Consider the following 21,035-nt stretch of genomic DNA (forward strand, 5'->3'; position numbering starts at 1 on the left):
TGTACCCCCCTCTTTGACATAAACGCCGTTATTCGTAACGCGGCGGCTCAGCTATTCGCCCAAGTCACTACCGGCTCTTCGTAGACCACCAACGGCCGTTCGGCCAGGATCTCTTCGCCCGCTCTGCGGCACTGCGCTTTCAGCTCGTCGACGGTGATGCCGTGCAACTCGGCCACGCTGTGCGCGACCTTCGGCCCGCCACCATCGCGGATCTTCAGAAACAGCAGTTGATGTAGCGGAAGGTCTTCCAGTCGGTTCGTTGGTGCGGTCATAGCGTTCTCGCTCATGGTGGGGGGTTCCTTTCCGTTGTTAGGGTTCATCGCTGCCCAGGATCACGCCGAACGCGGCCAGCCGCAATTGCCGCCGTGCATACGCATCCTGCCGGTACAGCTCGGTGCCGTCGAGGCTTATCAGGCGTTCATCCGCCAGGGCGTCGATGTAGCCGATGGCGTAGGCCACGGCAAAACGCACCTTTAACGGATCGGCGGCCTGATCGATCATGTCCAGGGCGGCATTGACGCGGATCTTCGTCTTTTCAGGGGAAGGGCTCAGGCTCACGGGCGGGGGTTCCTTTAGGTTCGTTATAGGTAACGTGTCGTAAGTAACTTACCGGCTGATTACTCAGACGGTAAGGCTGCATTCGTCAATGGGACTGGATTTGTGCCGGCTTCTTGAAGACCCAGCATTTGGTCGTGGTTCTGCGAATGGTGCTGTCCACAGCCTTCATTCCCAAAAACTGTGGCTCGGTACAGCGCTTCAACGCGTTGGTGACGTCGGTACCGATGATGGTCTGAATACCATTGGCAGCGAACAGTTCGACCAGGTGCGGCATGTTCAGCGCGATCAGTTGCGAGTCCTTGGAGTGGTTGTAGGTGATGCCCTTGGTGTCCAGCTGCAGGAGCGCGCCCCAGAAGTCTGCGACCACGTCAGCTTGTGGTGGCTCAATGGTGCCGATGGCGTCCAGATCTGGAACGGGCAGGCCCATGGAGGTAGATAGATGTGTGATCTCAATGCCGAGCATGTCCCGCATCGATCGATTACGGCTGCGCATCAGCTCTTTCAGCAGCGTCAGGCGATGTTTCGAAAGGCTGATCTGCTGGGCGATGGTGACAGCACCAGGTCGAACGGCTGCGCCCTTGGTCCAGTAACTCCAGAGGACCTCGTCGCACTCTTCTTGGTACTGGATGATCTTGTCGCGCAGCTCGGGCGCCACCTTGTTCGGGTTGATCGAATAGAGCCAGGCTGCGAGCTTTCGCAAAGGGATGCAGGTCATCGATCGCAGCTTGCCGTCTTCGGCAACTGTGGAGATTTCCTCCACAGTTGAACTGAACTTCTCCACCAGCTTTGTACGTTGGCCGTTCCAGTCAATCCCCATGTTCGTGACGATGGGTTTCATCGCTACGTACGGTTCATTGTTCTGGCCCACAAGCACAACGGTGTCGCCGTGAAACGGAACGGGCATAAGTTGAGTGTTCATGATGTGAGTCCTTTCAGTCTTCAGATGCGGGTTTGGGTGGTGGTGGCGGAACGAATGACCCTGTTCAGGTCACCGCTTATTCCGTCGAGGAAGGCGGCCAGCATCTGAGGCCTGTACATCCCGGGGTCGTTGGCCTGGTGCGCGAGCGCACATACCAGGGCAATGGAATCGCGTACCCGCTCCAGATCATTCAGATCATCGTCGGTGAGACCGTATGGCTTTCTCATAGGGCACCGCCGTGCGTTTCCAGAACGCGCACCTGGTGCATGTGATGGTTGTAGCGCTTGAGGCGAGTGGAGAGGGAGGAGTTGGCGTGCAACGCGGCGAGAGCCATGCGGCGGTGGGCAAGTGCGCGGATTTTGGACGGAATGAGGGCGGTCATGGTGAAGCTCCCGAATCGACGGAGCCACCTCGTTCTGCCGCCAAGCAGATAAGGGGTGGCGAATTGCAAAGGATTGGCGGACCGGTGATTCAGGAACCCGGCGCACCCGAGGGTGCTCCAATGCAACCCGCCATAACACATGAATGCGGGCGTAAAAAAAGCGCCTGCAAACGAAATGGGGGCGCTGTTGCGCCTGAAATCATTCGACCCGCCAAGGTCGGTCGCTGCATTGGCAGCGACGGGCACACTTTACGCCCGTCAATGTCTGGGGATCAAGACTCCCCGGACAATATTTAATATCACGCTACGTTGCCGCTACCGCTTCAGATGTCTGCCCAGTTGTGGTGATCATCACCATAACTGCCAATGGTAGAGGACGCGGACAGCAGTCGGTTGGGGTTTGGCGCGAGGGGGGCGGCTAGTCTCGCTGAATCGCCACTGGGTTGAGTTCCAGCAGTGGTGTGGGCAAACCGAGAGCGTCGTTCACTTGACGCAACTGGTTGTGCAGGCCTTGACGCTCACAGTCGCCCGTTGCGGCGTCCAGCCATTTGGCGATATTGCGCCCTTGCTCTTGAAGGATGAGCAGCTGCTTGAAGTTGATGCCGTCGCGTGCGCTGCGTTTTACACCAGGTAAGGGGAGGATGCGCGATGCCCGCTCTTCAAGTACCGCGACGAGCTGCTTTTCCCGCTCGATGAAATAGCGACGAACCTGACGGCCGATCTCGCTGTTCTCGATCATGGCCAGCTCTTTGGCCATGTCCAGGGTAAGGAGGTAGTCAGTGGATCGCCTGTCGCCACCTCTCTGCGGGATCAGATCTGAGCTCTCAACTTCCGGAGAGGGGATCTGTCCTAACTCCCCCAAAGTTTGATCTTCCCGATTTTGGAAATCAAAGCCCTTCTCAGCTCCCGGTATTTGATTGCCCCGATCGGGGTTATCAAACCGCTCTCTATGCGAAGTCACAATGAAAAAATCCTGCCCCTCCTCAAACCCGTACGTGTCGATTCGGCCATTGATCCAGCCATTGAAGCGACGGCCAACCTGCAGGAACGCGTGCAGGTTGCGAGCGCTGCAGCGTAGATGGCTGGAGGCTGACGAGCTGGGATCGAGGCGCGTTATCAAGGTTGTGAGGCTCATGCTAAGTCCGTGCTGAATAGGGTTTCCACTATAGAGCTAGTGCACGGCGCGACGAAAGCTTAGGGAGGCAGGTCGTCGCCCTTGGTTTGCCATTTTGAGCAACCGTCACCATTACGGTAACGGTTGAATCAAAGCGCGCCTCCAGTAGGTGGCAGTTGCTGTGATAGGCCGCGTAGTCGGCTGGGGTGGCCGCTGATGGCAGGGTGAACTGGGGTGCGCTGCGATGGTGCATTTTCGCGGTCCAAAACAGAGCGCGCCCGGGTCGACGGCTGGGCTGCATCTGGCGCGCGCCGTCGTCCCCCCGCCACGCCTGCGGGCTAAATCGGTCTTAATTTCTGCACACCTGCAACCTCCCAGCCACAACGCCCGCCGGGCCTCTCCTGAGCGAACTGGGTTTGAGAAAACCCTACAGATCCCTGCACGCACGCCCTCTTTTTGGAGCGCCTGAGAGCGCTACTCCAGAGGCCTTTTTTCAGGTGACCCACGGGAAACAAGTAATTTAAGTATGTGGAGGTAAGAAACCAGCTACAGCCCGCACGCGATGCGGATTTGAGCACTTACTTTGCACTGGCTTTTTTGAGTAAGGGAGGGAGTAATTTTTTTATAACTATATGATTTATATAGATATTTTATTTTCGAATTCTGACCTAGGTAAAAGGTAATGTTATTCCTAAATATTACTTAAAACTTACCTAATAAAATTGTCTACAAGCCTTGTGGATCTTGGCTTTCAGAGGGGGGGAGGAAAAACTTACCAAAAATACCGGTTTCCCGTGGGTCAACATAAAAACGGGACTGGCTATAGGGGGAGGGTGGCGACAGGTTCTCGCTCCTGCAGCAGCTCGCTTGCACGCAAACTGTCACTGGAGCGTCATCAAACACTCTATGGAAAAGGTGATCCCATAATCCGATAGCAATCCGAGCAGGAGGCAATCACAGGACGCTTCTGCGTAGATTGCTATGCGCTCGAGGTTAGCCCGCAGTATCAGGAGGGGATCGAGGAGAGAAGCGCTGGCAGGAGAGGCAAATAAGTGGCCGCGAGATTTCCAGTCGTGCCTTCAAGTACGGTCTTTACGGAGCGCAGACACTCCCGAATCATTCCCGTTTTAGGTGTCGGAGCTTTTAACAGGCTACGGATCGTTTCCAAATCGCTCTGGAGTTGGTCGCGATTTGTTGAGTTGCTCAGCTCGCCGATGGCAGGAAGTAGCTTTTCAACGAAGGCCGATATGCCGTCGAGGTCGGCGGATTTCGTATAGGTTTGCGTCGAGCCGGTTGTTCCCTGCTGAAGCTGGGAGCCCGTCATATTTTCAATATTGATGCTGTAGGAAATGTTATTCGCGGCCATTTTTTCTTCATTAGTAAAAGTCATGCCTTCTCCGTGAATACCCTGTTTTTCAAGTTCGAGTGCAAAGTCGAGAATTTTATTGCGAACGGTAGAAATCACGCCATTGATCAAATTAAGCGCGATTTCCAGTCCAGGCTCACAACCACAACCTTTCATGATTTGGGCTGCCATTTTCGGAGGAAACTGTAAAAGGAGACTGTCTCCTTCCTTGGATTCCGTAAATTGACACAGTGCGCTCACTGGCTGATGAAGCATGCGCTGACTCAAATTCTCCAGAAGCTCAGGGTTTCGTATTTCAAGCGGAATCCAACCCCGATAGGGGTCACGGCAAATAACCTTACCGAGAACATGACGATACTCAGGGATTGAAACCCCTCGTGGGTAGCCATTCATCTCGTGTTCTAGCCACTGATCGATCGTTGTGACATTCAACTTTACGGATAGAGCCCTGGCCTTCCGGAGCAGGCTTAGAATTGAAACGCTTTCTTTCAGTACATCCGATTGAAGCTCAAGCACAAGTCCGGTCATGCCATAACTCTCCTCATTGATGAGGGGCAGGTTGCCATAGATTTTGCTCGCTGAGGAATGAAGAGTATTTTCAAGAGTAATGAGCGAGGTTTTTTTCTATTTTACGTCGAATTTTACGTATTGCAGAAACAACAAGGCCCCGCATCGCTGCGAGGCCTTGTTTTGTATGGTGCCGGCACCAGGAGTCGAACCCGGGACCTACTGATTACAAGTCAGTTGCTCTACCAACTGAGCTATACCGGCGTGTTGGGCGACGATTATAGCGATTGGGTTGGTTCTGTAAACCCCTGAATTCAGACTATTTTTGCGAAGGGGTCAGGTCAGGCGCGTAGCAGGGTTTTCTTGAGTTTCTGGATGGCTTGCCAGGTGCGGCTGTTTTGCATCGCGCGCAGCTGTGCTTCGGCCTGTTCGGCGCGTTGCAGCGCGGCGGCGAGTTGGTGTTCGGCATCGCCGACGGGGTGGCTGAAGTTGTGGCCTTTGCAGAACTGGAATTCGTCCAGGTTGCAGGGCGGGATGTCGAAGGCAGGTTTGAGGTTCAGGTGCTCTTCGGCGAGGTAATAGGTGTTGATGCCGTCGAACAGAATGGATTGGTAGCCGGCGCCGGTGACGAGGGTTTCCCAGGTCTGGTCGCGGTCCCACGGGGTTTCGATGAGGATGACCCACGGTCGCCACTGGGTGAAATCCATGCCGCGCAGGACTGTTTCTTCGTGGCCTTCGACGTCGATTTTCAGGAAGTGGATCGGGCGGCCCTGGACGTGTTCTTCGCAGATGGACGTCAGGGTGCGGGACTGGACGGTTTGGCTGCGCACGTCCATGCCGGCGTCTTTGTGCATTTGCGCCATGGCCGGGTCGACGGTCGAGAGGCCGGTACCGGCAATGCCGTAGAAGGTCAGGTTTTCAGCGCTTTCGCCGGCGACGCATTGCAGGTTGGTGTCTTTTGGACGTTGCTGGCACAGGGATTCGTAGTAGTTGGGCATCGGCTCGACGTTGATGCCGGTCCAGCCGTGGTCGTAGAACGCCTTGGTGACTGAGTCATGGGTCGGATCGTTGGCGCCGACGTCGATATAGAAGCCGTTTTCGACGGTTTTGAGGGCGCGCCACAGGCGTATGTCTTCGAAATTCTGTGCGTAAGAAATGAACGTCACTGTCGCATCCTGTCGGTCGAATTTTCTTGTTCGTGGCCGCGCTGATGGCGTCCTTGCGTGTTTGTATAACAAGAGTCGAGTGGAGGTGCAATTTTCCCCGCGTGAGGTCCGGGTTTAGGCGCTTATGTCCTTTGCATTGAATGCTTATGCACAACGGCGGCGGTGGCACTGTGCGCACACTGGTGTTTTTGTGGACCTGTTCTCATTTGTCCGCAAATCCCTGTTTTTCAGGATTTTTTCGTGGGTGTACGAAAAATGAACAGTTGCGTTTCACCCCTGAAACAGCTGTGGATATTGGATCCACGATAATTTCATCAACAGAGTTATCCACAGGCTGAAGCTTTTACGGGCGTTCCGCCAAGAGCAGGAAATTACGCGGCGTCAGCGGGGTTTCGCAGAAGGTCCCGAGGCGAACGGTGTAACCCCGATCGGCAAGGAAAAGGGCGCGGTCGAGGACCAGCCAAAGCTCCAGCGGGCGTCGGAAAAGTCCGCGCAGCAGCTCCAGATTGCGTACTTGCGCCAAGCGTTGCCATCCACCAGCTTCGAGAGCGGGCCAATCTTGCGAGCCGACTGTGGATAACTCTTTCAGTGCGGCCAGATGATGGCAGTACTCGGCGAAGGATGTGTCCAGCCAGGTACTTGGCAGCGAAGGTGTGGGCAGGTATTCATCGATGCCGCGCAGTTGCCGTTGCAGCAAGTCGAAACCCAGGCGCCGGGCCATGGAGGTGTCTCGTTGGCGTCGCACGCGAGCGCCAGCGGTGACGGTTTCGCTCATGGGCAGGGCGAGATCGTCAAGGGACAGCTGTAGGCCGGATCGCAAACCGACTGAAGAAAGCGGCTGATAGGCCGGAAGATTGATCCGGTTATAACAGCACGGCGCGATAGCCAATTGTTTGCAACCCGCCGCGCTGGCGAGCTGGATCAACCGCACATGCAGATCACCGCAGGCATGCAGCGCCACCGGTGTGTGATTAACATTCAATAAACTCGCGGTGCCAGGTGCGAGCACATCCTGTTCGACGTGCAGCGCCCGCAACTGATGACGCTGGCTGAGTGCCTGTCCGCTGGCCACCAGGGCCGGGTCATATTCCAGGCAAGTCAGTTGTTGCCCGGTTTGCAGCAAACGCCGACCCAAGTGACCCTTGCCCGAACACCAATCCAGCCAATGCTTCGGCGGTGCCGCAAAGGACAGGCGACTGGCAAACGCCTCGATCTGTTGCCACTTGCGCCCCGGTACATCGACGTTCAGCCGATGCCCGGCAGCTTGCAGCGAATGCGCTGGCAATTCACCCACAGAACTCAATTCAAGGGACAACGCCGCCAATGAAGCGAACGGCTCCGGTGCATCCAGCAAACAAGGTTGGTTATGAGCAAGTTCTGCGTCGTCCAGCGACCGTTGCCGTAGCCAAAGTGCCAACTCCGGATAGGACGTTTCCCAAGGCAGGTGCAGATGAGTAAACGGACGCGGCTTCCACAGCGCCTGATGCTCAATCAGAAAAGCATCCAGCGCGGTGAAGCGGGCGAGCAGCGCCTCGCCCGTCAGCACGCAGGCATCAACGTCCTTGGCAGGCATCGACGCGCAACCAGCGCTCCAGCAGCTTGAAGCCGCGAACCAGCACGTAAGCCATCAACAGATAGAACATGCCCGCGGCGAAGAAGATCTCCACCGGCAGGTAGGTCCGGGCAATGATGGTGCGGGCCATGCCGGTCAGTTCCAGCAAGGTCACGGTACTGGCCAGGGCGCTGGCCTTGAGCATCAGGATCACTTCGTTGCTGTAGGCCGGGAGGCCGATGCGCGCGGCACGCGGCAGGATGATGTAGAACAGCGCTTTGGCGCGGGACATGCCCAACGCTCGCGCCGCTTCGATTTCACCCGGTGGAATCGCCTGGATCGCGCCGCGCAGGATTTCGGCGATGTAGGCCGCAGTGTGCAGGGTCATGGTCGCGGTGGCGCACCAGAACGGATCGCGCAGGTACGGCCACATCGAGCTGTTACGTATCGCGTCAAACTGCGCCAGGCCGTAATAGACGAGGAACAGCTGAACCAGCAACGGCGTGCCACGGAAAAAGAAGATGTAGCCGTAGGGAAATGCCCGCACGTACCAGAGTCGCGACGAGCGGGCGATGCCCAACGGTATCGCCAGCAGCAAACCGGCGATGACGGCAATGGCCACCAGTTCCAGGGTCAGCGTTGCGCCTTGGGCCAGTTTCGGCAGCCACTTGATGATGACTTCCCAGTTCATTGGGTGCTCCTCGCGAAGCCGCGAGCGGCACGGCGTTCCATCAAGTGCATGCCGCTCATGGCGAGCACGGTCAGGCCCAGGTACATGAACGCGGCCACCATATAGAAGGTGAACGGTTGCTTGGACACGGTCACGCCGATTTGTGCGTGGCGCATGATTTCTTCCAGACCGATGACCGACACCAGCGCGGTGTCTTTCATCAGGATCATGAACAGGTTGCCAAGCCCCGGCAGGGCGATGCGCCACATCTGCGGCATGATCAGTCTGGTGAAGATGCGAAACTTCGACAGACCCAACGCCACGCCTGCTTCACGGTGACCTTTGGGAATTGCCAGGATCGCACCGCGAAACACTTCGGTGGCGTAGGCGCCAAAGCACAGACCCAGCGCAATCACACCAGCGGCAAAAGCATTGAGTTCGAGGTCGGGATTGCCGAAAAACTCGCCCAGGGCACGCATCAGGTTGACCGTGCCGAAATAGATAAGCAGCACCCAGAGCAATTCCGGGATGCCGCGAACCAGTGTCGAATAAGTGCCGCCAAGCCATTGCAACGGCTTGTACGGGGATGTCTTGGCCAAGGCGCCGAGCAAACCGAGCACCAGCCCCAGACACAAGGCCGAGAGTGCCAGTTTCACAGTCATCAGCGCGCCAGAGGCGAGCGCCGGGCCGAATCCGTAGAGATCGATAGTCATGGGTTTCTTTTCAAATCGCGGCAGGCAATGCCATGGACGGGCGCCGTTAGCGAACGGCGCCGGCCCGGCAGGTCAGAATCAATAGATGCTGAACGGGAAGTACTTGTCGTTGATTTTCTTGTAGGTGCCGTCCTCGACGATTTCCTTCAGGGCGAGGTTCAGCTTCGCGCGGATCGGGTCGCCTTTACGTACCGCGATACCGATTTTGTCGCTTTCTTCTACCGGATCACCCTTGAATTCGTAGGACCGGCCGGCGTCGCTTTTCAGCCATTCGTAGTTGACGTACTTGTCGGCCAGGATGCCGTCCAGACGACCGGAGGTCAGGTCCAGGTAAGCGTTTTCCTGGGTGTCGTAGAGTTTGACTTCGACGCCTTCCATGTTGTCTTCCATCCAGGTGCCGGCGAGGGTCGCACGTTGTGCGCCGATCACTTTGCCTTGCAGGGAGGCCTTGTCGGTTTTGAACTCTTTGTCTTTAGGTGCGATGAACTGCAGCTTGTTGGAGTAGTACGGGTCGGTGAAGTCGACCGCTTGCTTGCGCTCGTCGGTGATCGACATCGAGGAGATCAGGAAGTCGAACTTCTTGGCGTTCAGGGCCGGGATGATGCCGTCCCAGTCGGAGGTCACCACGGTGCACTCGACTTTCATCTTGGCGCACAGGGCGTCGCCGATTTCCTTGTCGAAGCCGACGACATTGCCACTGGCATCTTTATTGTTGAACGGCGGGTAGGCCGCTTCGATGCCCATCTTCAGGGTTTCGGCCATTGCACCGGCGCTGAACGCCAGGGTGACGGCGGCAGCCAGGAAGACTTTTTTGAAGTTCTGCATGCGGGTAGCTCCGTTAGCGGTTGCTGGACATGAATTGTTTGCAGCGTGCCGAAAGCGGGTTTTCAAACACCTGCTGTGGCGATCCTTGTTCTTCTATCAGGCCCTGGTGGAGGAACACCACTTCGCTGGAAACCTGACGGGCAAAGCCCATTTCATGGGTCACCAGTAGCATGGTGCGGCCTTCTTCAGCCAAGGCGCGGATGACATTAAGTACTTCCTGGACCATTTCCGGGTCAAGTGCGGAAGTTGGCTCGTCGAACAGGATCACCTTGGGTTGCATCGCCAGCGTGCGGGCGATGGCCGCGCGTTGTTGCTGGCCGCCGGACAGTTGCGCCGGGTAGGCGTGGCGCTTGTCGGCGATGCCGACCTTGGCCAGCAAGGCTTCGGCGACTTCGATGGCTTCGGCTTTGCTTTGACCGAGCACGCGACGCGGCGCTTCGATGATGTTGTCGAGCACGCTCATGTGCGGCCAGAGATTAAAGTTTTGAAACACAAAACCAATCTCGCTGCGCAGGCGGTTGATCTGCTTGCCGTCGGCAGCGACCAGTTCGCCGTTCTTGGCGGCTTTGAGTTTGAGTTCTTCGCCGGCCACCAGGATCTGGCCCTGGTGCGGGTTTTCCAGCAGGTTGATGCAACGAAGGAACGTGGACTTGCCGGAACCGGAAGAACCCAGGATCGAGATCACGTCGCCGTCGCGGGCGGTCAGCGAGATGCCTTTGAGCACCTCAAGCTGTCCGTAGCGTTTGTGCAAGTTGCGGATTTCAAGCGCGGGCGTGGCCTCAGCCATGTGCGTTCCTCATAGTGTTTTGCTCCTGCTGTTGGCGGCCTTCCTGGCGAGGCGGCCAAGCTAGCATAGCGTTTGAATGGCAGCCAACAGCGCTGCGGGCGGTAAGCGGACATGACGTAGCAGGTTGTCGCATCGCTACAGCAGACTGTCGCGCTGCTATCAACCGAACAGCCGTTTGACCTTGCTTTCACATACAAAGCAGCCGCGGGAGTCGCGTAAAAAAGGGCGCGATGTTGCCAGCTTTGGCGGGGTGTTGGAAGCGCTAACCGGCCGAACGTTCCTGATCTGCACTTTTATTGTGCGTCGAGCATTTTCCGGGTGTGTTTCCGGTGCGCGAATTCGTTATTAAGTGAGTCGCAGGGTAACGCTTTGGCAAAGTGCCATTACTTTCAATGACTTGCGAAGACTGTCCGGTCTGGATGCGATCGCCGTGGTAGACGGCTTTGAAACATTTTGGCGCAATTATTGCGTACAGAATCCAGAACGCCCCGTTGGTTTCTTTTTACGAGAAAGAATTCAAAGCGGGATGCACGCATTCGCTTTTCCTTACAAAGGTAGTTTCAATGAGCAGTACCCCAAGCTCCAATGGCCTCGAACAGGGGCTCAAACCGCGTCATGTGACCATGCTGTCGATTGCCGGGGTAATCGGCGCCGGCTTGTTCGTAGGCTCGGGTCACGCCATCGCCGCCGCAGGCCCGGCCGTGCTGCTGGCTTACGCCGCCGCCGGCATGCTGGTTGTGCTGGTGATGCGCATGCTCGGTGAAATGGCTGTTGCCTCGCCGGACACTGGCTCCTTCTCGACGTATGCCGATCGCGCGATCGGTCACTGGGCCGGTTTCACCATCGGCTGGTTGTACTGGTGGTTCTGGGTATTGGTTATCCCGCTGGAAGCCAACGCCGCCGCGACCATCCTGCACGCCTGGTTCCCGAACGTGGCGATCTGGGCTTTCACACTGATCATCACCCTGCTGCTGACGGTGACTAACCTGTTCAGCGTAAAAAACTACGGTGAATTTGAATTCTGGTTCGCCTTGGTCAAGGTCGTGGCGATCATCGGTTTCATCGCTCTCGGCGTTCTGGCGATCTTCGGCTTCCTGCCAAGCAGCCAGGTCAGCGGCGTTTCGCACCTGTTCGACACCCAGGGCTTCCTGCCAAACGGCATGGGCGCGGTATTGGGCGCGATCCTGACCACCATGTTCTCTTTCATGGGCACCGAGATCGTGACCATCGCGGCCGCGGAATCCAAGAACCCAGGCCAGCAAATCTCCAAGGCCACCAATTCGGTGATCTGGCGGATCGGCTTGTTCTACCTCGTATCGATTTTCATCGTTGTGGCCCTGGTGCCATGGAACGACCCGATCCTGGCCAGCGTTGGTTCGTACCAGACTGTGCTTGAGCGCATGGGCATCCCGAATGCCAAGCTGATCGTCGACATCGTGGTTCTGGTTGCTGTGACCAGTTGCCTGAACTCGGCGCTGTACACCGCCTCGCGCATGATGTTCTCCCTGGGCAAACGTGGTGATGCACCGGCCGTTTCCCAGCGCACCAACAAGAGCGGCACCCCGTACTGGGCCGTCATGCTGTCCACCGGCGCTGCGTTCCTTGCGGTATTCGCCAACTACGTGGCCCCGGCTGCCGTGTTCGAATTCCTGCTGGCCAGCTCCGGCGCCATCGCACTGCTGGTGTACCTGGTGATCGCCATTTCGCAACTGCGCATGCGCAAACAGCGCATGGCTCGCGGTGAAAAAATCGCCTTCAGCATGTGGCTGTTCCCGGGCCTGACCTACGCGGTGATCATTTTCATCGTGGCGGCCCTGACCATCATGTTGTTCCAGGAAGCGCATCGCGTAGAGATTCTCGCGACCGGCCTGCTGGCGCTGTTGGTAGTCGCGGCAGGCGTGCTGGTGGCTCGCCGTCGTCAGAATGAGAAGCTGAGCGCAGCCTTGGCGCGCTGAGGGTTTTGATCCAAGGCAATTGTTGTTGATCCCTACAAAAACGGCCGCTGTCAGTGATGACAAGCGGCCGTTTTTGTTTCGTGGGTGGTGTTCGATTCAAGCGGGGTGAACCCAGTCTTCTACACGCAGTCCTGGGACCCGTTCGAACTCGCGCAGGTTGTTCGTTACAACAATGAGCCCGCGTGAACGAGCATGTCCCGCAATCATGTAGTCATACGGGCCAATGGGTGTTCCCGCCCTTGCCAACTCTGACCGAATCATTCCAGTGTGTGCGGCCGCGTCATTGTCGAAAGGCAAGACCTCAAGACGCGCTGCGAAGCTCTCGACCACCGCCAGATTCTTTTCGGGAGCCGCAGATTTTTCGGCACCGTAAATCAATTCCATCAGCGTGACTGCACTGATGCACAACTGCCCGTCGTGAAGGTTGAAAGCTTCTCTTACGATTTGCGGTTTGTTTTTGATGGTGAAGATGCAGATGTTGGTATCGAGCATGAACTTGATCATCAGAACGACTCACGCTCCTGCTCGGAGGGTTGGTCGCGGTCAGTCATAAAGTCTGCGCTTACGCCATCTCCATCGAACCAGCTATCCCAGGTTTCGTCCGCCGGGGTGATGATGCGAGCCCTGCCGATGGCGACCACGTTGACTCGTTTCACATCGCTTGGCATGGCGACAGCTTTCGGAAGCCGGACAGCCTGGCTTCGATTACTCATGAAAAGGGTGGTCTGCTCCATTTTGGCCTCCGGCTTTTTTGGGTGTGTTGTGAGTCCAAAGAATAGATTTAAAGAAGGATATGTCAATGGGATATACGTTCCCGCTGACGAGAGGTAGCGGGCGATCTTTTGGAATGGTTTCCATAAAAAACGGCCGCTGTCAGTGATGACGAGCGGCCGTTTTTGGTTTCTGCCAAAGGCGTTTACTCGCTCTTTTCTTCCTGCGCATCCAGCGCCTGACGATAGCTGTCCAGCGCATCGCCGAAATCAGTGATGAACTGCGGATCGGTCAGCCAGGCTTGAGCCGTTTCCCGGTCCATGCCATCAGCCCACATGCGGTAGTCGAGCAGCATGTCGGCGGCCAGGTGGGTGGCGGCCATGGCTTCGTTGTCGGCGTTTTCCATGTCCAGCAAGTCTGGATGGTCGCTGATGATGCCGGCGAGGTCCGACAGCAGGACCTGAAGCATGTCGCTGCGGCTGGTGGCTTCGGCGTCGCGCATCTTGCTGAACATCGCCAGGGTGTATTCCGGGATCGGCTCGCCGATTTCGTCCAGGTCATCGTCCAGCGCGGCAGGTTTGCGGCCGTGGATGTTGATTTGCTTGGCTTTGGCCTTTGCGCGCTTGGCGCGTTTTTGTTGCTTGTTCAGGGATGCCATGGGAGCTCAGTTTGCTTTCTGTTGGGTTTGCGCGGCGATGATATCGGACGCTGCGACATAGTCAGCCTGGAAGGCTGGTGATTCGATCCACGCCAGGGCGCCGGCCTCGTCGACTTCGGTCGACCATTGGCGGTACTCGATCAGTGCGGCGAGGATGAAGTCCATCGCACCTTCTTCGCCTTCCTGCTCATAGACCAGCTCCAGTAGCGGGTCTTCCAGGAAGGCTAGGCACATCGCTTGCTGGCTGGTCTTTTCGGCGTCGATCATTTTTTTGAACAGTTCGGTCAGGTCCACCGATTCGAAGTCGATGCGATCATCGTTCGGGTCCAGCTCGACCGGCGCGGCAGCCCCTTGGGTGCGGTTCTGCTTGGCCTTGGCTTTGGCGCGGGTGGCGCGTTTGTGCTGTTTGTTGGCGGAGGCCATGGACGTCGTTCCGTAATGTGTTGAGAGGGCTCAGCTGCGCGGGACTCGCCGCCCGGGTGTATCGGGGGCCAGTTCGGCGTTTTGCAGCCAGGACAATGCAATGGGCCATAGTGTGGCTTGGTATGCGCTGCGAAAAAAGGCGAAATGTCCGACTTCTTCTTTGCCGATGTCTTCGGGGGCGATTCGCAGATGGGTGCGAGTGCTGTGGGTGAAGTAGCCGAGCAGGCGTTCGATGGCTGAAATCGTGCCGTAAGGATCGTCGCTGATGCTGATCGCGAGGATGTTTGCGCTGACGCGTTCGAAGGGTAACCGACCGGTTCCGCGATGCAGGCGTCGACCGCTGGGTCGTGTTTCAAAGCGGTCTGTAGGCGTGCTCCAGTCGCGAACCACGCCGGCCGGCGTGTCTTCGAGCCAGCCGAGGCGTTTACCGGGGAAGTAGCCGTGGAACATCGTCATCAACGGCATCACCACGTGCCACTTGCCGAACATCCGCCAGCGATTGGCGGGGGCATAGTCGCGCCAGTAAGCGAATTGCGCGCCGACGGTCACCATCCGTCGAATGACATGCCCGGACGCTCCCAGGCCCGCTGCACAGCCGCCAAAGCTGTGGCCGACGACATCAATGGGCTGACCGGGGAATTCCCGCTGAGCGCGCTTGAGCATCGCCTCAAAGTCCAGCGCGCCCCAGTCGGTCCACGAGGCGTCGAGGTCTTTGAGCGAGGTGGGCCGTGATTCGCCGATGCCCCGGTAATCGTAGGTGATGACGTCGAACCCGTTGGCGAACAGGTAATCGGCAAAGCGCGAGTAATGGCGGCAGCGCACGGAGGTGGCGGCGTTGATGATCACGACGGGGCGGGCCGGGTTTTGCGGGGTGTGCTGCCAGGTGAAGCCACCGAGGATGAAGCCGTCTGCGGCGGTCTCCTTGAAGGGGGTGCCGGGTGGGGCGGCAGGCAGCATTTCAGGCTGGGGCTTTGGGGATGATTGAGTCATTGACGCTCCGTTGCTGACCAGGCCCGTTTTGAGTCAGGAAGTTTATCTAGGGTTTGACTAAAGCTTGCCTACGGAGCGACCTCATAGTAGCGCTTCAGGACCCACCGGCCTTTGTGTAAACCCCCTGATTTTTCGATGCTTTTATCGCGCGTCGACATCGAGTGCAAAAGGTTGCGGAATTTGTTCCGCTTCTGTTTTTCGTCTAAAGCATCTGAGAGTTTGTCTAGAATTAGCATGACTAGCTCAAGGCGTGTTGCGGCTCCATATTGCCTCAAATAATCGAGAATGAGATTTTTGTAGTAAGCATCGTCAAACGCTCGGTTGCGGATATAGTCACTTTGATTTCCGGTACTGCGAGCAACCTGTGCCGCCGCGTAGTAATTTGGCCTTCCCCCTTCAATCAGCTTTTGTTTGCGCAGTAACGCCGCCGCCTTTTCTGTGATGGGTTGCCTCTTCTGGACCCGGTCCAAAAGCATGATTGTGTTCAATGGAAGGTCTTGGTTTTCCAGTAGCAGTCGAGTGTAGTTCTCGTCGATTACGTGGCCATAGATTTCCAACCGAACTTTGTTCTCGCATGACTTGCTGTAGTCCGGTAGTGGAAAATAGCGGCTGCGCTGAGACAGCGTCATGGCACAGATTCCGAACCCCATAGTGTCGATCATGTTCAGGCTGACCATCGCTTGGGTCAGCCAAGGGTTGCGGTAATGACTGGGTGTCTGCTCGCCCCGAAAATAATCTTCAGGCTCACCCTCGTAAAAGCCTCCGGCGCTCTCGAACACCAAGCGGTCAACACGTTCAGTCACGACGATGCGTGAGCGCAGCAGGTAGTCCTGATGGGCTATGCAGTTGTGCAACGCCTCAAGGATGACGCGGGTGTCGTACTTGCTGACTTGCGTCGCTAATAACTGGTCTTGCGGGAAAAGTTTGTAGTCGATATTGCGTATTCGATGCAGCACCTGTGTCGTCGTCAACAGGAAGGGTGGGGTGAAGTGTTCATAGGCTTGTTCTTCACCTTCAAGCCTCCACGTAATTTGGGCCAGTGTTGGAAGAAAATGACAGGCTTCTCTTTTGCCTAGTAACAAAAGTGCGGTGTGTGTCACGCCTCCCTGAATAGTCAGCTTTGCCTTATTCAGAAAGGTCGGTAGATCCCAAGTGGAAATGTCTTCTGCAAACGAGGAGTTGCGATATTTCTCTGTGAATTTCTCTCTGGCCACGCGGACTGCTTGTTCATCAAGATCATCGACTGTCGCATCTGAAACCGTTTCGGCGGACCAGTCTCGTGTATCCATCGGTTCATTCAAAATGACCTCAAGCCTTTCCTGACGCATTTCCACCAGCGAATCATCCAGCCGCTGCCACGCTTTATCGTGTGCATAAACCGGCAATCTGGGTCGATGCCTTGGAATATGAAATACCCAAACGGATTTCCCGGTATCGCGGGTCAGAAAGCTTTCGACGAAAAAACCTTCCGAATTCAAGTTGCTGCACCGCCCTAACAGACGCAGGCGAATGTTTTCAGGTTTGTAGTCGTTAAAGTGCTGGATACCGACAATGCGCAAAGTGGCGTCTTCAACGCCAATCACCAAGTGTCCGCCGGTCATATTGGCAATTGCGGACAGGTAACTCGCGATGTCCGCGCCTTTACGTCCAGACACAGCATGGGTGAGATTTTTGAATTCTTTCCATTCGCACGCGACGCTTTCTTTTGGATAGCTCAGGCGTAGGTAGCTTTGAAGTGCTGACTCGTTCACCGACTACCCCGATTACTCAAGCGATCTTCAAGTAGCGCGAGTTCCCGATCCAGCTCCGCACGAAGTTCCTCTTCACTCGGCAGCACCAGTTTGTACTTGCTGGCGAAGAGTTGCTCATTGCCCTCCAGCACGGAATAACGCACCACGGATTCATCCTTCTGTGCGCAAAGAATGATGCCGACAGTGGGGCTATCCTCTGGTCCGCGTTTGAGGTCGTCGTACATGCGCACGTACATGTCCATCTGGCCAACATCCTGGTGGGTCAGTTCGCCGCGTTTGAGATCGAAGATGACGAAGCATTTGAGCAGGTAGTTGTAGAACACCAGGTCGATGTAGAAGTCTTTGCTTTCGGTGCTGATGCGTTGTTGGCGGGCGATAAACGCAAAGCCCTTGCCCAGTTCAAGCAGAAACCCCTGAAGCTGATTGATCAGCGCCTGTTCGAGATCTGTTTCCTGTGTCTGACCCGCATTGGGCAAGCCAAGAAATTCCAGCATCACCGGATCCCTGATGAAGTCCCGAGGGTGGGCGTTCATTTTCTGAATGTTGGTTGCAGCCTCCTGCTTGACAGCGGGTCGGTCACGGCTTGCCAACAGGCGTTCGTAATACAAGGTATTGATCTGGCGCTCCAAAGCGCGACTGGACCAGTTCTGGATAGCTGATTCGTTCATATACCAGTGACGGGCGTGTTCATTATCGACACGCAGTAGTCTGCGGTAGTGGGTCCAGCTCAATTCGAGACGCAATGCGTCTCGAATTGGAAACACCTGATAGAACAGTCGCATTTTTCGCAAATTGGTTTCGTCAAAGCCCTTCCCAAACTCTGCAGTCAACACCTTCGCAAGCGTCGCCAACAATTGCTTCCCATACGCGGCCCTGTGAGCCCCTTCCTGCTCAAACTCAACAATATGCCGCCCGATCTGCCAACAGGTTTGCACTTGAGCCGTGTCGACCGCTCGTAACACCGTAAGACGTGCCTGGCGTATCAGTTCGCCGAGATTGCTTGCCAGTGAAGCAAGTTGTGGATCTTGAGTGTTATCGGGCTTGATGAGGCTCATGGAGTTTTCCGCAGCTGGAGAAATCAGGCGAAAGAGGATGCCAAGAGTGAATGGGCAGCGATGCAGTACGCCGCTGCTAGTCCGGAAGGAAATACCGGATACGTTTTGCAGGACCACGCCGACGGCAGAACGTAATTGTGGAATACAGGGTGTAGTCCGTTTCGCAGTGAATCCAAGATCGAATCAATCTAAAACTGGAAGGGCGTCCGGGAAATCAAAACTCAAGGGGATGAGAGGGTTCTGAGGAGCCCGGGAGTCGTCATCATGAAATACGTCCATGCATTCATGTTGTCCCTTGTTGCTGTTGGTGTCCTGGCGTTTCCGGCAATGTTGAATGCCGCCAGCCTTGACCCTATTGATACTACTGGCGTGCAAGTTCAGCGGCAGGAACAAAACGGGATTTCTTACCTCTCCGGCGGTATCGGCGAGGATGAGGCGAAAGCCATCCAGCAAACGACTGGCTACAACCTGCACATGACCTTCTCGGTAGGTCCGCAAGACGAATACATTCCGGACGTGCAGTTGCTTATCCAGAACGCCAAGGGGCCGGTGCTGACGCTGAGTCAGGCAGGCCCGTTGGTTTACGTTCAGTTGCCGCCCGGCAAGTACACCGTTGTCGCGACGCGTAACGGTGAGGCGCGGCGTGACGTTACAGATGTAGGTAGTGGCGCTGCGCGCAATCTGGTTTTCCACTGGAACGAGGCAAATTAGGCGCCTCGGCTTTGGTGCATTGGCTTGCCCGGATGTCGTGATGACGATTCCATGCAGGCCGAGGCGCCAGCGCTGAGAGAAACGACTGTTCAGTTCCTGATCAATACTGGCCAGCGCTTATAACGCGGCCAATGATTGGAGGATTGCAACACGCAAAGGATTGGTTTCCACGCTCAGCAGCTTGATGGCTAAGGCACAGCAGACCACGATCAACATGGGTTTGATCAGCCGGGGTCCGACCCGAACAGCCGCTCGTGCGCCTAGCTGTGCACCAATGAACGCTGCCAAAGCCATGGCTATGGCAATCGGCCAGATAATCACCCCTTTGGTGATAAAAACCGATAGAGAACCCAGGTTGCATGAAGCGTTGGCAAGTTTGGTGAAGCTCATGGCCCGCATCATGCCTAGTCCACAGAGAAGGACAAACCCGACAATGAAGAAAGAGCCTACACCGGGGCCAAATATGCCGTCGTAAAAACCCAGGATCGGTGCCACGGTAAATGAGAAAAGCAGGATGCCGATTCTCTTGCGGCGATCCTCACCGGCCAGTTTTGGCGAGAGCGCAAAATAGATAGCCACCAGAATCAGCATGATGGGCACGCACACTTCCAGATAGCGCTTATCAATAGAACTGACCAACAAGGCGCCACCGACGCCGCCAATAAATCCGCAGACAACCAGGAAACGTCCTTGGCGCCACTCGATCATGCCCTTGCGAGCAAAGGTTACGGTTGCCGAAATAGTTGCCGAAGCGGCCTGAAACTTGTTCGTTGCAATTGCGCTGATTGGATCTAAACCTGCCAGAAACAGTGCAGGTAAGGTGATCAAGCCGCCACCACCGGCAATAGCATCAAAAAAGCCGGCGCAAAAGGCGACAAGCGCCAACATTCCAATGACATCCCAAGACATTACATTCCCTCTTTATCGTTATTGGCCAGTCAACACATGACAGGTCGCTTAACAGCCTGAACATTTGAAAAAATCAGCCCTGCAGGAGTAGCGGGTCATCTGAAATGACGATAGGAGACGAAAATTTTGAAAGTCCGAAGATGCGAACCAAGACCCGTCTGTTGTCTTTGATCACATCCCGACAGTGCAGAGCCCGGGTGTTATTGATGGCCATGGCCGATTCCTGGGTCAGCGTGTATTCAGCCGGAGTTGCTTCGGCCACGCGTTGGCAAAGGTCGGTGTAGGCTTGTTTAACAAAGATCGAGACATTCTCATTGACCGAAAAGCGATACGAGTTGAAACGGGCTGCGAACCCGACCTTGTCGTCAAACTCCAGAATCGAAACGTTGCGGCCATCTTCCCCTTTACCACTGACAAAAGAGTCGCTACGAGTGAATTGGAAGTTACCCGTGGTCAGTGCGAGGCAGTTGGTGACGCCGATTTTTTCCAGTATGGGAGGCAGCGGGATGACTCGCGTAGGTTCCAGACTCGGGTTCCACAGGGCGGAAAGTATGAGCGAGGACGGAGAGGGTGAGTGCCCGTCTTTCGCGTTCACGGCGCACCAGTAAGGAGCCTCGGTATGCGGGCCAAGTGCGAGGCCGGAATGGGAACTCAGTTCTTTGATTTCCGGCTCGGCATTGATTTTGGTAATTCCGCCACCTTTGAAGTTGGCGACCAATCGAACCAGCTTTCCTTCGTTGTCCATGTCATAGGCAAAGGAGCTGTTATCCAACAGTTTCAACAAGATCTGATTACGGGCGGCCAGGCAAAGGACGTCGTAGCGATTTTCCAGGGATGTCAGGTTGGGTAGTTCATTTGGAGGGCTGCCATCGGTGATTTTTTGCAGCCCTTCAAAAATCAACACGCAAACAAGGCCATTGGAGTAGGCCGCCAGCAGTTCGCATTGGTCTTTCGAAAACGAGAACTTTAAGTCGGTGGCTGCCAGAGAGGCTTTGGACTTGGCGCCAGGTGCCTGCGGCCCGCCGATGGCGGCCAGTTCTTCGGCGAACCTGTGAAGCAATATTGACTGGCGAATATCAAAGCTGAAAATTTTGATGTCCTGTCCAGCAAAAAGCTCAACCTTTTCGACATCCCGTTTGATGGCGTCAGTCATTGTCTACATCCCTGTTGTGTCTCTGCTCACGGTTATGCGGCAGTTCCTCCCACGATTCTGCCCAAGCCGATGATCAGCGTATGTCATCCATTTCCGTGAACGCATACGGAGCGTTCCGACAAACCCGAGAGACTGCGAGAGGGGCCGATCACCCGTGCTT

Annotated in this window: 24 protein-coding genes and 1 tRNA gene; 2 read left to right on the top strand and 23 right to left on the bottom strand. The window is 56.1% G+C overall.

Going from position 1 to position 21,035, the window contains the following annotated elements; genetic code table 11:
- Window positions 1–47: 47 nt before the first annotated feature.
- The 14 genes from EAH78_RS14260 to EAH78_RS14320 all read right to left on the bottom strand — a co-directional run bounded on the left by EAH78_RS14260 (window position 48) and on the right by EAH78_RS14320 (window position 10,559).
- Window positions 48–287 carry a hypothetical protein gene (locus EAH78_RS14260; RefSeq protein ID WP_140668098.1) on the bottom strand — a complete coding sequence of 80 codons (240 nt, stop codon included), beginning with the start codon at window positions 285–287 and terminating at the stop codon, window positions 48–50.
- Window positions 288–309: 22 nt separating this feature from the next.
- Window positions 310–558 carry a hypothetical protein gene (locus tag EAH78_RS14265; RefSeq protein WP_140668099.1) on the bottom strand — a complete coding sequence of 83 codons (249 nt, stop codon included), beginning with the start codon at window positions 556–558 and terminating at the stop codon, window positions 310–312.
- 85 nt (window positions 559–643) lie between these two features.
- Window positions 644–1,477, bottom strand: coding sequence for a phage antirepressor N-terminal domain-containing protein (locus tag EAH78_RS14270; RefSeq protein ID WP_140668100.1), 834 nt, complete (start codon window positions 1,475–1,477; stop codon window positions 644–646).
- 20 nt (window positions 1,478–1,497) lie between these two features.
- A complete protein-coding gene (locus EAH78_RS14275) occupies window positions 1,498–1,704 on the bottom strand; it encodes a hypothetical protein (protein WP_140668101.1) in 207 nt (68 codons plus the stop codon).
- Window positions 1,701–1,859, bottom strand: a complete 159-nt coding sequence (locus tag EAH78_RS32320; RefSeq protein ID WP_170219123.1) for a hypothetical protein — start codon at window positions 1,857–1,859, stop codon at window positions 1,701–1,703. The genes EAH78_RS14275 and EAH78_RS32320 overlap by 4 nt, the downstream gene beginning before the upstream one ends.
- 418 nt (window positions 1,860–2,277) lie before the next feature.
- Window positions 2,278–2,994, bottom strand: coding sequence for an antA/AntB antirepressor family protein (locus tag EAH78_RS14280; RefSeq protein WP_140668102.1), 717 nt, complete (start codon window positions 2,992–2,994; stop codon window positions 2,278–2,280).
- Between the two features lie 985 nt (window positions 2,995–3,979).
- A complete protein-coding gene (locus EAH78_RS14285) occupies window positions 3,980–4,867 on the bottom strand; it encodes a hypothetical protein (RefSeq protein ID WP_140668103.1) in 888 nt (295 codons plus the stop codon).
- A 167-nt stretch (window positions 4,868–5,034) separates the two neighbouring features.
- A tRNA-Thr gene (locus EAH78_RS14290) sits at window positions 5,035–5,110 on the bottom strand.
- A 77-nt stretch (window positions 5,111–5,187) separates the two neighbouring features.
- On the bottom strand, window positions 5,188–6,012 hold the full coding sequence (locus EAH78_RS14295) for an FkbM family methyltransferase (RefSeq protein WP_140668104.1): 825 nt from the start codon (window positions 6,010–6,012) through the stop codon (window positions 5,188–5,190).
- 343 nt (window positions 6,013–6,355) lie between these two features.
- Complete coding sequence (locus EAH78_RS14300; protein WP_140668105.1) at window positions 6,356–7,585, bottom strand: methyltransferase; 1,230 nt, start codon at window positions 7,583–7,585, stop codon at window positions 6,356–6,358.
- Entirely contained in the window at window positions 7,566–8,255 is a 690-nt protein-coding gene (locus EAH78_RS14305; protein WP_123435418.1) for an ABC transporter permease, read from the bottom strand. The genes EAH78_RS14300 and EAH78_RS14305 overlap by 20 nt, the downstream gene beginning before the upstream one ends.
- Window positions 8,252–8,947: an ABC transporter permease gene (locus EAH78_RS14310; protein ID WP_140668106.1), complete on the bottom strand. Its 696-nt coding sequence runs from the start codon at window positions 8,945–8,947 to the stop codon at window positions 8,252–8,254. The genes EAH78_RS14305 and EAH78_RS14310 overlap by 4 nt, the downstream gene beginning before the upstream one ends.
- Before the next feature lie 78 nt (window positions 8,948–9,025).
- Window positions 9,026–9,772, bottom strand: a complete 747-nt coding sequence (locus tag EAH78_RS14315; protein ID WP_140668107.1) for an ABC transporter substrate-binding protein — start codon at window positions 9,770–9,772, stop codon at window positions 9,026–9,028.
- Between the two features lie 13 nt (window positions 9,773–9,785).
- Window positions 9,786–10,559: an ABC transporter ATP-binding protein gene (locus EAH78_RS14320; protein ID WP_017336016.1), complete on the bottom strand. Its 774-nt coding sequence runs from the start codon at window positions 10,557–10,559 to the stop codon at window positions 9,786–9,788.
- 563 nt (window positions 10,560–11,122) lie between these two features.
- On the opposite strand from EAH78_RS14320, the gene gabP reads away from it, so the two are divergent.
- Window positions 11,123–12,514, top strand: coding sequence for a GABA permease (gene gabP / locus EAH78_RS14325; RefSeq protein WP_140668108.1), 1,392 nt, complete (start codon window positions 11,123–11,125; stop codon window positions 12,512–12,514).
- A gap of 96 nt (window positions 12,515–12,610) precedes the next feature.
- Here gabP and vapC read toward each other — a convergent pair whose 3' ends face one another.
- The 7 genes from vapC to EAH78_RS14360 all read right to left on the bottom strand — a co-directional run bounded on the left by vapC (window position 12,611) and on the right by EAH78_RS14360 (window position 18,102).
- On the bottom strand, window positions 12,611–13,018 hold the full coding sequence (gene vapC, locus EAH78_RS14330; RefSeq protein ID WP_140668109.1) for a type II toxin-antitoxin system tRNA(fMet)-specific endonuclease VapC: 408 nt from the start codon (window positions 13,016–13,018) through the stop codon (window positions 12,611–12,613).
- The gene (vapB, locus tag EAH78_RS14335) at window positions 13,018–13,248 is read right to left on the bottom strand and encodes a type II toxin-antitoxin system VapB family antitoxin (protein WP_140668110.1); all 231 of its coding nucleotides are present in this window, start codon (window positions 13,246–13,248) and stop codon (window positions 13,018–13,020) included. Before vapB ends, vapC begins: the two co-directional genes overlap by 1 nt.
- A 182-nt stretch (window positions 13,249–13,430) precedes the next feature.
- Window positions 13,431–13,883: a hypothetical protein gene (locus tag EAH78_RS14340; protein ID WP_140668111.1), complete on the bottom strand. Its 453-nt coding sequence runs from the start codon at window positions 13,881–13,883 to the stop codon at window positions 13,431–13,433.
- A 6-nt stretch (window positions 13,884–13,889) separates the two neighbouring features.
- Entirely contained in the window at window positions 13,890–14,306 is a 417-nt protein-coding gene (locus EAH78_RS14345; protein ID WP_140668112.1) for a hypothetical protein, read from the bottom strand.
- A gap of 30 nt (window positions 14,307–14,336) precedes the next feature.
- A complete protein-coding gene (locus tag EAH78_RS14350) occupies window positions 14,337–15,296 on the bottom strand; it encodes an alpha/beta hydrolase family protein (RefSeq protein ID WP_140668113.1) in 960 nt (319 codons plus the stop codon).
- A gap of 68 nt (window positions 15,297–15,364) precedes the next feature.
- Window positions 15,365–17,047: an RNA-binding domain-containing protein gene (locus tag EAH78_RS14355; RefSeq protein WP_140668114.1), complete on the bottom strand. Its 1,683-nt coding sequence runs from the start codon at window positions 17,045–17,047 to the stop codon at window positions 15,365–15,367.
- The gene (locus EAH78_RS14360; RefSeq protein ID WP_140668115.1) at window positions 17,044–18,102 is read right to left on the bottom strand and encodes a PDDEXK nuclease domain-containing protein; all 1,059 of its coding nucleotides are present in this window, start codon (window positions 18,100–18,102) and stop codon (window positions 17,044–17,046) included. Before EAH78_RS14360 ends, EAH78_RS14355 begins: the two co-directional genes overlap by 4 nt.
- A 264-nt stretch (window positions 18,103–18,366) precedes the next feature.
- Here EAH78_RS14360 and EAH78_RS14365 point away from each other — a divergent pair, with 264 nt between their 5' ends.
- Complete coding sequence (locus EAH78_RS14365; RefSeq protein ID WP_140668116.1) at window positions 18,367–18,813, top strand: carboxypeptidase regulatory-like domain-containing protein; 447 nt, start codon at window positions 18,367–18,369, stop codon at window positions 18,811–18,813.
- A 117-nt stretch (window positions 18,814–18,930) separates the two neighbouring features.
- Here the strand turns inward: EAH78_RS14365 and EAH78_RS14370 are convergent, their stop codons facing one another.
- Both EAH78_RS14370 and EAH78_RS14375 read right to left on the bottom strand, forming a co-directional pair.
- Window positions 18,931–19,722 carry a TSUP family transporter gene (locus EAH78_RS14370; RefSeq protein ID WP_140668117.1) on the bottom strand — a complete coding sequence of 264 codons (792 nt, stop codon included), beginning with the start codon at window positions 19,720–19,722 and terminating at the stop codon, window positions 18,931–18,933.
- 73 nt (window positions 19,723–19,795) lie between these two features.
- Complete coding sequence (locus EAH78_RS14375) at window positions 19,796–20,875, bottom strand: hypothetical protein (RefSeq protein ID WP_140668118.1); 1,080 nt, start codon at window positions 20,873–20,875, stop codon at window positions 19,796–19,798.
- Window positions 20,876–21,035 lie beyond the last annotated feature (160 nt).

The organism is Pseudomonas arsenicoxydans (assembly GCF_006438915.1).
GTDB lineage: Bacteria > Pseudomonadota > Gammaproteobacteria > Pseudomonadales > Pseudomonadaceae > Aquipseudomonas > Aquipseudomonas arsenicoxydans_A.